The sequence below is a fragment of the Arthrobacter sp. Edens01 genome, assembly GCF_001307035.1.
Lineage (GTDB): Bacteria > Actinomycetota > Actinomycetes > Actinomycetales > Micrococcaceae > Arthrobacter_B.
The window spans coordinates 466,090-477,962 of record NZ_LKIU01000005.1; the positions used below are offsets into that span (position 1 = coordinate 466,090).

Below are 11,873 nucleotides of genomic sequence, written 5' to 3' on the forward strand. Positions count from 1 at the left end.
ACGCTCATTCGGGCAGTTTCTGCTATCTCGATTGTTTTGTTGGGTGGAGGGGCTGAGGGTCTAACCGCCGGCAAAGGGCGGAAGGATGTCCACGGTGTCCCCGGGACCCAGCAGCAGAGTGCGGTTCCGGGCCGCAACCTCATTGACCAGAAACGTGCTGCGCCCGATCACGGTCTGCAGGACGGGAGTTCCTTCCGGGGCATCGGGATGCAGCGCGGCCAGCTTTTCCAGCAGTTCACCGAGCTGCAGGGGACCGGCGTCCAGGGTTTCCTCTTCGATTCCCGCGGCTGCCTTCGCAGCGCCAAAATAGCGGATCAGCACTTAGCCACCTATCGCACTCATAGTTCTTTCGGGCTGCACGTAATCCGGTGCGCCCAGTCCGGCATGGTCCATTCCATGCGCCTTTGGCTTGCCCCACATGGCTTCCTGCCAGCGGCGCGCGACGGCGGTGTCGTCACCGGTGCTCCTGAGCAGTTCCAGCAGGTCTGTCTCTTCGTGGGAGAACAGGCAGCTGCGCACCTTTCCCTCCGCGGTAATGCGCGTGCGGCGGCAGTCGGCGCAGAACGGTTCGGTCACCGAGGCAATGATCCCGACGACGCCGGCAACCTCAGCGGGGGAGGGACGGTGCCGCACTTCCCACCGTTCGGCCGGAGCGCCGTCGCGGTTGCGCGGGTCGGGGGTGAGGACAAAGCGTTCCTCCAGCAGGGCGCGGATTTCAGCAGCGGTGATCATTCCCTCGCGGGTCCAACCATGGTCCGCGTCCAGGGGCATCTGTTCGATGAACCGCAGCTCGAATCCGTGCTGTACGGCCCAGTCCAGGAGCGCGGGTGCCTCAGCGTCATTGATGCCGCGCATCAGTACGGCATTGATCTTGATGAGTCCCAGGCCCACGCGGGCTGCTTCCTCGACGCCGGCCAGGACCCGGTCCAGGAAGGGGCGCCGGGTGAGCTGGGCGAAGGTACCCGGATGCAGTGAGTCCAGGGAAACGTTGATGCGGGTCAGTCCCGCCTCTTTGAGCGCTGACGCCTTTTTGTCCAAACCCAGTCCGTTAGTGGTCAGGGAAACCGGAAGGTCCGGATGGTTGGCCCGGATTCCGCCGACTATTTCCACCAGGTCTGCCCGCACGAGCGGCTCCCCGCCTGTCAGCCGCAGCTCCCGGACGCCCAGGCCGTTGACGCCGATTCCCACCAGCCGGATGATTTCCGCGGCGGTCAGCACCTTGTCCTTGGGCAGCCAGTCAAGGCCCGAGGCGGGCATGCAGTAGGTGCAGCGCAGGTTGCACTTATCCGTCAGGGACAGCCGCATGTCCGTAGCCCGGCGTCCATAGCGGTCAACAAGTCCGTCCAGCTGCTCCGGAACGCCTGCGCCCGCCAGGACGCCTGCTCCTCCCGCGGCGGGCCGCGGCGGTGTGAAGGCGGGCATGCCGAGCTCAATTCCCATCCCCCGAGTGTAGGCGGTTTCACATCACGTCTCTAGGACGGCACAGCGGCTCACACAAACTCATCAGGTACCCCTGCCATAATCGGGCGGGATAGGCGTGCCTGCGGTGCGCGGAACAGGCTGCGGCCGAAGGGAGAGCGGCACATGCCAGGGAAGCGGGGCTGGGCAGCGGCAGCCGGTATGGTGGCGGCCGGGATTGCCGTGGCGGCGGGAGAGCTTGCTGCGGCTGCCCTCAGCCCGTCGCTCTCACCGGTTACCGCCGTCGGCTCGGTGGTCATCGACGCAGTTCCCGGCCCGGTCAAGGACTGGGCGATTGCGGTATTCGGGACCTCGGACAAGATTGCACTGCTGGCCTCAATGCTGGTCCTGATACTGCTGATCGGTGCCGCCTGCGGTGTCCTTGAGAAAGCCCGCCCGCCTGCGGGGTCTGCCGTCCTTGGCGCGTTTGGTGTCCTGGGCGCCGCTGCCGTGCTGTCCCGCGCGCAGTTCAGCCCGCTCGCGCTGCTGCCGCCGCTGGCCGCAGGGCTTGCGGGTGTGCTGGTGCTGCGGGCGCTGGCGGCAAGAATCCGCAGGTATGAGGCGGCACCACCAAGCGACGCCGGTGCCAGTCGGCGGGACGTGCTGCGGGCAGTGGGCGGGGGAGCAGCGGTTGCGGCCGTCGGCGGCGGGCTGGCCGTAGCTTCACGCAGCTCCCAGGTGGCCGTGGAGGACCTGCGGGCCAACCTGCAGCTGCCGGCGCCGGTCCAGCCAGCTCAGGCGATTCCTGCCGGTGCGGACCTGGGGGTCCCGGGGGCGGAGCCGCTGGTGACCCCGAACGGGGCTTTCTACCGCATAGATACCGCTCTGCGGGTGCCCCTGGTCAATCCGGATACGTGGAGCCTGCGGGTCACCGGGATGGTGGACCGCGAGGTTGAGATCAGCTACGCGGAGCTGATGGCGAAGCCACTTCAGGAAAGCTGGATCACGCTTGCCTGCGTGTCCAACGAGGTGGGCGGCTCCCTGATTGGCAACGCAAAATGGCTGGGCTGGCCGGTGCGGACCCTCCTCGCTGAAGCGGGGGTGCAGCCGGGCGCGGACACAGTGCTTTCCAGAAGCGCGGACGGCTGGACGGCCACGACGCCCCTGGAAGCACTGACGGATGCACGGGACTCGCTGCTGGCCGTGGCAATGAACGGCGAACCGCTGCCGCCCGAGCACGGCTTTCCGGTGCGAATGGTTGTGCCTGGTCTGTATGGCTACGTTTCCGCGACCAAATGGGTCACCGAGCTGAAAGTCTCACGCTTCGCCGACGAGGCTGCCTATTGGACCGACCGGGGATGGTCAGAACGCGGGCCGGTCAAGCTGTCCTCGCGGATTGATACACCCGGCCGGGGCGAAAACATCAACGCCGGGAAGACCACGGTTGCCGGGGTTGCCTGGGCCCAGCACACCGGGATCAGCGCTGTGCAGGTGAAGGTCGACGACGGCGAATGGCTGGACGCCCGCCTCGCCGCCGGCATTTCGGCAGATACCTGGCGCCAGTTCGCGGCGGAGGTAGATCTTCCGGAGGGAGAGCACACCCTGAGCGTCCGGGCGCTCGACGCCAACGGCAACGTCCAGGATGCAGCTGAACGCCCGGTAGTGCCCGACGGCGCCACCGGCCTGCATACGGTGCGCGTCCAGGCTGCCTAGGGCCTGCATGTCCGCTAGGGTCGACGGATGGCAGTCAGCAACCTCGAAGGTACCTACAACTTCCGGGACACGGGAGGAACGCCGCTGGCCGGCGGCGGCAGAACGAAGCCAGGCGTCCTCTACCGGTCGGATGCGCTCAGTAACCTGACCCCGCAGGGACTTCAGCAGCTCTCCGGCTCTGGGATCAGCGTGATCGTCGACTTCCGGACACCGGCGGAAGCGCAGATGGCACCGGACCGGCTGCCTGTCTCCGTGGAGTTCACCAAGGTCAATCTGCCGCTGCTTGAGGGGGCCTTCACCGGCACAGCACAGGAAGCAATGCAGCGGGCGGGTCTGCACCCTGAAGCCGCCGCCCGGGCAGTCCAGGCCGCGCTGGACCGGCTGCCGGACCTGGGCGAGGTTTACACCGGCATGCTCGAGCACGGAGCGCCCGAGTTCGCAGCGACAGCCCGGGCCATAACGTCCGCACAAGGTTCCACGCTGGTCCACTGCACCGCAGGCAAGGACCGCACGGGAGTGTCCATTGCCCTGGTTCTTGATGCCGTAGGTGTTGAACAGGACGCCGTCATTGCCGACTATCAGCAGAGCGAACGCAGCCTGGCGGGGGAATGGTCCGAGCGGATGCTGGGCATGGTTGCCTCTATGGGTGTCCCCGTGAACGAGCAGATCGTGGCCCTGGTAACCCGGGCTCCGGCTGACGCTATCCGCACCGCCCTGGCCTGGGTGCAGGAACACCACGGCTCTTCGGCCGGCTACCTCCGTTCCGGTGGACTTACGGACGCAGAGCTCTTCGAACTCCGCGCCCGGCTGCGGGACCAGGATCATCCGGCGGCATAGACTTTTGCGCAGACCATGACGGGGACGAGGTTCCACAGGAGGAACGTGAGCAGCACAGGCAGCCGGGCACGTCCGGTGGAGGAACACCGCGAAGCCGTCCGCGCCCTGCTTTCGGATCACCTGAGGCGGCGGGCGGAGACGCTTTCCCTTGCTGAAGCCTCCGGCAGGATCCTGGCCGAGACAATCAGGGCCCCGCGCAGCCTCCCGCCGTTCGCAAACTCCCAGATGGACGGATACGCGGTCCGTTCCGCTGACCTGGCGCACGCCCCGGCAGGGGCCTTGGTTCAGCTGCCGGTCTCCCAGCCCATCCCGGCCGGCGTCCCCGCCCCGGATCTGGATCCCGGCTCCGCCGCCCCGATCATGACGGGCGCAATGCTCCCGGCCGGAGCGGACGCCGTCGTGCCGATTGAAAATGCGGTTCCGGATGCCTTCTTTGCGTCTGAGGAGCGTGCCGGAGCCATTGTCGGGCTGCCCTCAGGCGTGCCTGCCGGGCAGTACGTCCGCGCGGCGGGAAGCGACATCCCGGCCGGTGCCGCAGCGCTGCCGGAAGGAGCCCGCCTGGGGCCGGCGCAGCTGGGACTGCTGGCCGCGCTGGGCATCGCAGAAGTTCCGGTCTACGCGCCGGTCCGGGTGCTGCTGCTGAGCACCGGAGACGAGGTAGTGGAGCCGGGCGGGGAACTGGCTCCCGGCCAAATCCATGACGCGAATACCACCCTGCTGGCTGCCAGCCTCGCCGGTGCCGGAGCGGAGGTTGTCCGGTCGAGGATCCTGGCGGACTCACCGGAGGACTTCCTCGCTGCCCTGCGCCAAGAGCTCGACCGCGGCCAGGCGGATCTGGTGCTGACCTCCGGGGGTATCAGCAAGGGCGCCTATGAAGTGGTCCGGCTCGCGCTGGCCGCCGAAGGCGTGACGTTCTGCTCTGTTGCCATGCAGCCGGGCGGTCCGCAGGGAATCGGTTCCGTGGACGGCGTCCCGTTTCTGGGGTTCCCGGGAAATCCGGTCAGTGCCCTGGTTTCCTTTGAAGTTTTCCTGCGCCCGGCGCTCACGGCGGTGACGGGCATTCCGTCCCCCCGGAGAACGCTCAGCGCTGTCCTGGCCGGCGACGCCTCCAGCCCGAAGGGAAAGCTCCAGGTGCGGCGGGGAACCTACGCCGGCGGAAGAGTGGAACTCGTTGGCGGTCCCGGGTCCCACCTGGTGCATGCCCTGGCCGCTTCCAACGCGCTGGTCCTGATACCTGCCGACACCGAACAGGTGAAGGCCGGGTCAGAAGTGACAGTATGGCTGTTGGACTAACCGCTCCACTGAAAGGACCCGAGAATGTCCGGGGAAGAACTGTCCGGGGACTCACCGGCGCTCACGCACGTCCGTGCCGACGGAACCGCCCACATGGTGGATGTCTCGGCAAAGACTGAGACATCCCGCGAAGCCACCGCTCAGGCGGTGCTGAAGACCACTGCGGAGGTGGTCCGCCTGCTCACCGACGGCGGTCTGCCCAAGGGCGACGCCTTCGCGGTTTCCCGTGTGGCAGGCATCATGGCCGCCAAACAGACCTCAAACCTCATCCCGCTGTGCCATCCGCTGCCCATCACCAAGGTCACCGTCGACTTTGAACCGGGGGAGAGCGCCGTGGTCATGAAGGCAACTGTAAAGACCAAGGCCCTGACCGGCGTCGAAATGGAAGCACTGACCGCTGTGTCCGTTACGGCCCTGACGTTGTACGACATGGTCAAGGCAGCGGATAAGCATGCGGTGATTTCGGACATCATGGTGCTCGCCAAGTCCGGCGGCAAGAGCGGAGACTGGAGCCTGTGAGAAGAAATGAGACGGTTCCGCGGCGGACAGCGGCCATCCTGGTAGCTTCCACCCGTGCCGCAGCCGGTGTGTACGAAGACCAGGCAGGACCCCTGCTGCAGGACTGGCTCTACACACACGGCTACGATGTTGTGCTGGCAGAAGTCGTGCCCGACGGCGAAGAGGTGGGCAAGGCGCTGCAGCGCATGCTTGCCCTGGAACCGTCAGTACTCTTCACCAGCGGCGGGACCGGCGTCAGCCCTACTGATGCCACCCCGGAACAGACGCTGCCGCTGCTTGACCGGCAGATGCCCGGGGTCATGGAGGCCCTCCGCGCGGACGGGCTTACGAAGACGCCAATGGCGGCGCTGACCCGCGGCTACGCCGGAACGGCCGGAAAGACGTTCGTCCTGAACCTGCCCGGATCCCCGTCCGGCGTGACGGACGGACTTGCCGTTCTGGAACCAATTCTTGGACACATCTGCGGCCAGCTGGAGGGCATCAATGAGCACTAGCGAAGTAGTCGCAGCAGCGGTTGGGACAGAGGTCCTGGACACCGAGAGCGCGTATGCCCAGGCCTGGACACCACAGGCAGGTGCAGTCGTCACCTTCAGCGGGATTGTCCGCAACCACGACGGCGGACGGGACGTCCGTTCCCTTGGCTACAGTGCCCATCCCAGCGCCTCAGCAGTGATCGCGGATGTAGCAGCACGGATTGCGGCCAAATATGACGGAGTGCGCATTTGGGCGGCACACCGGACCGGGCCGCTTGAAATCGGCGACGCCGCGCTCGTGGCTGCTGTTGCCTCGGCGCACCGGGGAACCGCCTTCGCCGCCTGCTCCGAACTGGTGGACACCATCAAAGCCGAGGTGCCCATCTGGAAGGAACAGGTTTTCGCCGACGGAACGGTGGAATGGGTGGGCGTCAGCGACGCCCCGGCCTGACCGGTAATCTGGAACCATGAGCAATAAACTGCCCGTCGCGGTGCTTGGAGCCACCGGGCGCATGGGCTCCGAAGCCGTTAAAGCCGTCGAAGCGGCACCGGACATGGAATTAGTGGCTGCCCTGGGGCGCCGGGATTCCCTGCAGACCCTGGTCTCCGCCGGCGCCCAGTACGTGGTGGACCTGACCGTCCCGGACAGCACCGAAGCCAACGTCCGCTTCGCCGTGGAACACGGCATGCATGCGGTGGTCGGCACCACCGGCTGGAGCGCGGACCGGCTGCAGCGGCTGGAGGACCTGCTCTCTGAGCATCCCGAAACCGGTGTGCTGATTGCGCCGAACTTCGCACTCGGATCAGTGCTCGCCTCAGCATTCGCAGCGAAGGCAGCGCCCTACTTCGAATCTGTTGAGATCGTGGAGCTGCACCACCCCAACAAGGTGGATGCGCCGTCGGGCACCGCCGTGCGTACCGCCGAACTGATGGCAGCTTCGCGCGCCGAAGCCGGAACTCCCGCGTCTCCCGATGCAACCGCCAAGGAGCTCCCCGGAGCCCGGGGCGCCGACGTCGACGGCATCCGGGTGCATTCCGTCCGCCTGCGCGGCCTGGTTGCCCACCAGGAAGTCCTGCTGGGCGGTGAGGGCGAACAGCTCACGATCCGCCACGATTCCTACGACCGGGCGTCATTTATGCCCGGTGTCCTCCTGGGGCTGCGCGAAGTTGCCGCGCACCCGGGCCTTACCGTCGGACTCGACGGCTACCTCAACCTGAACGCCTAAGGAAACACTGTTGTCCACCTTCTTCTCCGGACTGTTCCATAACAAGGCCAAGATCGGCGTCCTGCTGGTCACCGTACTCCTGGTTTTCTACATCCTTGTGGTGGCCCAGCGGGGCTGGCTCCTCATGACCTCTGACGGACTGGTGGCCAAGGCCATGGGAACCGCCTACTTTGTGCTGCCCGCCGTTGGTGTCTGGGCGCTGGTTCGTGAACTGCTCTTTGGCGTACAGACCGAAAAGATGGCACGGATCCTCGCTGATGAGGGCGGCCTTCCCGTGGATGACCTCCCGCGCACTCCGGGAGGGCGGATCGTCCGTGAAGCAGCCGACGCCGAGTTCCCCAAGTACCAGGCCGAGGTCGAAGCCGCACCTGAACAGTGGCGCGCCTGGTTCCGCCTCTCCTGCGCCTATGACGCCGCCGGCGACCGCAAGCGCGCCCGCGCGTCCATGCGCCAGGCAGGCAAGCTCTTCAGCGGTTCGGGACAGCCCGCTGCCTGAGAAGCCGGCTTCCTCAGCGGCGGTTCTCCGCCAGCGTTCCGTCCCGGGCAAGCCGTGAAGCGCCCGAAGCGACGGTCTCCAGCGGACCGCGGGAGCCCAGTTTGGCAAAGGCGATGCCGATCAGGACTGCGGCCGCCGCCTGCGGCCAAAAGACCCAGACAGGTTCCAGGGCCGGCTCCTGGGCATCAACAAGCGCCATCACCCAGATATGCATGCTGTACAGAGTCAGCGTCATGGCTCCCGCAGCGGAGAGCGGCAGGAGCAGGTTCGGCCGCGCCCTGGTCAGCAGCAGGCAGACCCCAACGACGGCGGCAGCCGTGCCGCACGTGTGGAGCAGGTCCAGTGTGGTACCCGAATGCGGGGCGCTGACCGCCAGCCACCACCAGGACCCGGACTGGTCAACCCCGGTCAGGTTCACTTCCATCATGCGGCCGATGGGCCAGCGCTGGCCGGATTCGGTCCCCAGCAGTTCGGCGAAACCGCCGGCGTCGACGAGCAGGTACGCGCTCACGAACTTGGCAGCGACCGCTGCGAAGATTCCGCCGATGACCAGTCCCGCCTGTACTCCGAGGGCACCCAGGTTCAGCCGGCCGATCACCATTCCCACCAGCAGGTAGCTCAGCCACTGGACCGTTGGATACACCCCGGTGAAAAAGACGTCCGCAAAGAGCGTTGCCGGTTCCAGGAAATGCTCCCAGGTGATATTCCCGCCAACCTCAGGCGGGCTGACATTCTCATTCAGCCAGGGCCGGACCAGATAGGCCAGGACGGGGGAGAGGCAGATCCATGCACCGGCCCAGGCTGCCAGCCTGCCCAGCGGCATTGAAATGAACGGGAGCACCATCAGGAACAGCACCGCGTAATGGAAGAGGATGATGGCGATCGACGTGTCCAGGCCACCCAGCAGCAGCCCGATCAGCGCGATCACCAGCGCACGGGCGGCAATGCCCCGGCGGTTCTGTCCGGGGGAACGGCCGGCGCCGGGGTTCTGGCCTCCGGTCAGGAGCGCGATCCCGATTCCTGCCACCACAGCAAAGAGCGCCGAGGCTCGTCCGGAGAAAACGAGCGCCACGAACGTGGGGGAGCCCGTTTCGGGGTCATACAGCGGGAAGATGTGGGTGGACATCATTCCCAGCAGTGCCACCCCGCGGGCCGCATCGATGCCCGTCAGACGTGTTCTGCTCATCGAAGAATCGTCTCACAGCCCCGCAGCGCCGCCGGGCTCCGGAGGTGTCCGTTTGTCCCATTCACTGCTCCAACAGGTAACGTTTTACCCATGGCAGACTCTGATATTCGTTCCCGTCCGTTTGGAACCCTGGTGACCGCCATGGTTACCCCTTTCACCGCCGACGGTGAAGTTGACTTTGACGCCACTGCGTTCCTTGCCAACAAGCTGGTCGAGGACGGCTGCGACGGTCTGGTTATCTCAGGTACCACCGGTGAAACCTCCACCCTGGAGGACAGCGAAAAGGAAGACCTTTTCCGGGTTGTAGCCCAGACGGTCGGCGGCCGCGCGAAGGTCATCGCCGGAACCGGCACCAACCACACCTCACACTCCGTGGAGATGGCACGCCGCGCCGAGCGCGCCGGAGCCGACGGCCAGCTGGTCGTGACGCCGTATTACAACAAGCCGACGCAGGCAGGCGTGATTGCGCACTTCGATGCCGTTTCCCAGGCCACGGATCTGCCCATCATGATTTACGACATCCCGGGCCGCGCCGGGATTCCCATCGCCACTGAGACGATGTTCCGTCTCGCGGAGAACCCCAAGGTCCTGGCTCTCAAGGATGCCAAGGCCGATTTTGCCGCCGTGACCCGGGTCCTGGCCAACACGAGCCTGGATGTCTACGCCGGCGACGACGGACTGACGCTGCCGTGGATGGTGGCCGGAGCGGTCGGCGTAGTGAGCGTCAGCGCCCACGTTGCCACCGGTGCGTTCCGTGCCCTCGTGGACGCGGCCGCCGCAGGAGATTTCGACAAGGCCCGCAGGATCCACTTTGAACTGGATCCGGTAGTGCGAGCCGTAATGACACACATACCAGGTGCCATTTCCGCCAAGCAGATCCTGAAGATGCAGGGAGTGATTCCCGACGCCGCAGTACGCCTGCCGCTGGTGGCTCCCGATGCCATTGAAATGGAAGCTGTCCTGGCGGACCTGGCCGAAGCAGGATGGGACTTTTCCCAGGACAAGGCGTAATAAAACATGATTGAAACTGCGGGCAACGCTCTGCAAACCCCTCCCCGCCTCAAAGACGGAACCCTACGAATTGTTCCGCTGGGAGGACTCGGAGAAATCGGCCGCAACATGGCCGTCTTCGAGATCGACGGCAAACTGCTCATCGTTGACTGCGGCGTGCTCTTCCCGGAAGAGACACAGCCCGGCGTCGACCTGATCCTGCCGGACTTCTCCTACATCGAGGACCGGCTGGACGACGTCGTGGGCGTTGTGCTCACCCACGGCCACGAGGACCACATCGGCGCGGTTCCCTACCTGCTGCGCCTGAAGAAGGACATTCCGCTGATCGGTTCGCAGCTGACGCTGGCACTGATCGAGGCGAAGCTGCAGGAACACCGCATCAAGCCGTTCACCCTCACGGTGAAGGAAGGACAGGTTGAGCAGTTCGGCCCGTTCGAATGCGAATTCGTGGCCGTCAACCACTCCATCCCGGATGCCCTGGCAGTCTTCATCCGCACCCGCGCAGGCAATGTGCTGCACACCGGCGACTTCAAGATGGACCAGCTGCCGCTGGACGGACGCATCACTGATCTGCGCGCCTTCGCCCGCCTGGGCGAAGAAGGCGTGGACCTGTACATGGCCGACTCCACCAACGCGGACGTTCCGGGCTTCACCTCCCCGGAAGGCGCGATTGGGCCGGTGCTCGAAGAGCTCTTCGGCAAGGTCAAGAAGCGCATCATCGTCGCGTCCTTCTCCTCCCACATCCACCGGGTGCAGCAGGTGCTCGACGCCGCTGCAGCCCACGGGCGCAAGGTCTGCTTCGTGGGGCGCTCCATGGTCCGCAACATGGCCATCGCGGAAAAGCTGGGTTACCTGCACGTCCCCGAGGGCATCCTGGTGGACCTGAAAAACGTGGACAACATGCCGGACCACAAGCTGGTCCTCATGTCCACCGGTTCGCAGGGCGAGCCAATGGCAGCCCTGTCCCGCATGGCCAACGGCGACCACCGGATCAGCATCGGCAAGGGTGACACCGTCATCCTGGCATCTTCGCTGATCCCGGGGAACGAGAACGCCGTGTTCCGCGTGATCAACGGCCTGATGAAGCTCGGCGCGGACGTGGTGCACAAGGGCACCGCCAAGATCCACGTTTCCGGCCACGCCTCGGCCGGCGAGCTGCTCTACACGTACAACATCCTCAAGCCGAAGAACGCGATGCCGGTGCACGGCGAGACCCGGCACCTGATTGCCAACGGCAAGCTGGCAGTCCAGACCGGCGTCCCGGAGCAGAACATCATCCTGGCCGACGACGGCACCGTGGTTGACCTGGTGGACGGCAAAGCGAAGGTTGTCGGCGCCATCGAGTGCGGCTTCGTCTACGTAGACGGCTCCAGCGTCGGCGAAATCACTGACACCGACCTCAAGGACCGCAGGATCCTGGGCGAGGAAGGCTTCATCTCCGTCATCACCGTGGTGAACCGGAGCACCGGCACCATCGTGTCCGGTCCGGAGATCCACGCCCGCGGCTTCGCCGAAGACGATGCAGTATTCGACGAGATCAAGCCCAAGATCAGCAAGGCCCTGGAAGAGGCTGTGACGTCCAACCGTGACCACACGGCCTACCAGCTGCAGCAGGTTGTCCGCCGCGTGGTGGGAACCTGGGTCAACCGCAGGCTGCGCCGCCGGCCGATGATCGTTCCGGTAGTCCTCGAAGCGTAGGCAGCCGGCGCCTTCCTTCCCCG

13 protein-coding genes are annotated in these 11,873 nt (G+C 65.8%); 10 read left to right on the forward strand and 3 right to left on the reverse strand.

Annotation, left to right across the window (positions count from 1 at the left end; translation table 11 throughout):
• Positions 1-60: 60 nt before the first annotated feature.
• Complete coding sequence (locus AO716_RS08280) at positions 61-321, reverse strand: MoaD/ThiS family protein (protein WP_055240446.1); 261 nt, start codon at positions 319-321, stop codon at positions 61-63.
• Complete coding sequence (gene moaA / locus AO716_RS08285) at positions 322-1,440, reverse strand: GTP 3',8-cyclase MoaA (RefSeq protein WP_082413438.1); 1,119 nt, start codon at positions 1,438-1,440, stop codon at positions 322-324.
• A 144-nt stretch (positions 1,441-1,584) separates the two neighbouring features.
• Here moaA and AO716_RS08290 point away from each other — a divergent pair, with 144 nt between their 5' ends.
• Genes AO716_RS08290 through AO716_RS08325 form a run of 8 tightly spaced genes read left to right on the forward strand, consistent with a single transcriptional unit; the run spans position 1,585 to position 7,955 of the window.
• Positions 1,585-3,111: a molybdopterin-dependent oxidoreductase gene (locus tag AO716_RS08290; protein WP_055240447.1), complete on the forward strand. Its 1,527-nt coding sequence runs from the start codon at positions 1,585-1,587 to the stop codon at positions 3,109-3,111.
• 27 nt (positions 3,112-3,138) lie between these two features.
• Positions 3,139-3,948 (forward strand): tyrosine-protein phosphatase, encoded by an 810-nt coding sequence (locus AO716_RS08295; RefSeq protein WP_055240448.1) that lies wholly within the window; start codon positions 3,139-3,141, stop codon positions 3,946-3,948.
• A 45-nt stretch (positions 3,949-3,993) separates the two neighbouring features.
• Complete coding sequence (gene glp, locus AO716_RS08300) at positions 3,994-5,241, forward strand: gephyrin-like molybdotransferase Glp (RefSeq protein ID WP_235472037.1); 1,248 nt, start codon at positions 3,994-3,996, stop codon at positions 5,239-5,241.
• 24 nt (positions 5,242-5,265) lie between these two features.
• Positions 5,266-5,760, forward strand: a complete 495-nt coding sequence (gene moaC / locus AO716_RS08305; protein ID WP_055240450.1) for a cyclic pyranopterin monophosphate synthase MoaC — start codon at positions 5,266-5,268, stop codon at positions 5,758-5,760.
• Complete coding sequence (locus AO716_RS08310; protein ID WP_152969916.1) at positions 5,757-6,254, forward strand: molybdenum cofactor biosynthesis protein B; 498 nt, start codon at positions 5,757-5,759, stop codon at positions 6,252-6,254. The genes moaC and AO716_RS08310 overlap by 4 nt, the downstream gene beginning before the upstream one ends.
• Positions 6,244-6,684, forward strand: coding sequence for a molybdenum cofactor biosynthesis protein MoaE (locus AO716_RS08315; protein WP_055240452.1), 441 nt, complete (start codon positions 6,244-6,246; stop codon positions 6,682-6,684). The genes AO716_RS08310 and AO716_RS08315 overlap by 11 nt, the downstream gene beginning before the upstream one ends.
• 16 nt (positions 6,685-6,700) lie before the next feature.
• Positions 6,701-7,459 (forward strand): 4-hydroxy-tetrahydrodipicolinate reductase, encoded by a 759-nt coding sequence (dapB, locus tag AO716_RS08320; protein WP_055240453.1) that lies wholly within the window; start codon positions 6,701-6,703, stop codon positions 7,457-7,459.
• A 10-nt stretch (positions 7,460-7,469) separates the two neighbouring features.
• Positions 7,470-7,955, forward strand: coding sequence for a hypothetical protein (locus tag AO716_RS08325; protein ID WP_055240454.1), 486 nt, complete (start codon positions 7,470-7,472; stop codon positions 7,953-7,955).
• A 13-nt stretch (positions 7,956-7,968) separates the two neighbouring features.
• Here the strand turns inward: AO716_RS08325 and AO716_RS08330 are convergent, their stop codons facing one another.
• A complete protein-coding gene (locus AO716_RS08330; RefSeq protein ID WP_055240455.1) occupies positions 7,969-9,141 on the reverse strand; it encodes a heparan-alpha-glucosaminide N-acetyltransferase domain-containing protein in 1,173 nt (390 codons plus the stop codon).
• Between the two features lie 90 nt (positions 9,142-9,231).
• Here AO716_RS08330 and dapA point away from each other — a divergent pair, with 90 nt between their 5' ends.
• Positions 9,232-10,152 (forward strand): 4-hydroxy-tetrahydrodipicolinate synthase, encoded by a 921-nt coding sequence (dapA, locus tag AO716_RS08335; RefSeq protein ID WP_055240456.1) that lies wholly within the window; start codon positions 9,232-9,234, stop codon positions 10,150-10,152.
• A gap of 6 nt (positions 10,153-10,158) precedes the next feature.
• Complete coding sequence (locus AO716_RS08340; protein ID WP_055240457.1) at positions 10,159-11,850, forward strand: ribonuclease J; 1,692 nt, start codon at positions 10,159-10,161, stop codon at positions 11,848-11,850.
• The last annotated feature ends 23 nt before the right edge of the window (positions 11,851-11,873 follow it).

Coding starts and splice junctions, on each gene's coding strand:
- moaA (WP_082413438.1), bottom strand. CDS start 1,440: ATGGGAATTGAGCTCGGCATGCCCGCCTTCACACCGCCGCGGCCCGCC.
- AO716_RS08290 (WP_055240447.1), top strand. CDS start 1,585: ATGCCAGGGAAGCGGGGCTGGGCAGCGGCAGCCGGTATGGTGGCGGCC.
- AO716_RS08295 (WP_055240448.1), top strand. CDS start 3,139: ATGGCAGTCAGCAACCTCGAAGGTACCTACAACTTCCGGGACACGGGA.
- moaC (WP_055240450.1), top strand. CDS start 5,266: ATGTCCGGGGAAGAACTGTCCGGGGACTCACCGGCGCTCACGCACGTC.
- AO716_RS08315 (WP_055240452.1), top strand. CDS start 6,244: ATGAGCACTAGCGAAGTAGTCGCAGCAGCGGTTGGGACAGAGGTCCTG.
- dapB (WP_055240453.1), top strand. CDS start 6,701: ATGAGCAATAAACTGCCCGTCGCGGTGCTTGGAGCCACCGGGCGCATG.
- AO716_RS08330 (WP_055240455.1), bottom strand. CDS start 9,141: ATGAGCAGAACACGTCTGACGGGCATCGATGCGGCCCGCGGGGTGGCA.
- dapA (WP_055240456.1), top strand. CDS start 9,232: ATGGCAGACTCTGATATTCGTTCCCGTCCGTTTGGAACCCTGGTGACC.
- AO716_RS08340 (WP_055240457.1), top strand. CDS start 10,159: ATGATTGAAACTGCGGGCAACGCTCTGCAAACCCCTCCCCGCCTCAAA.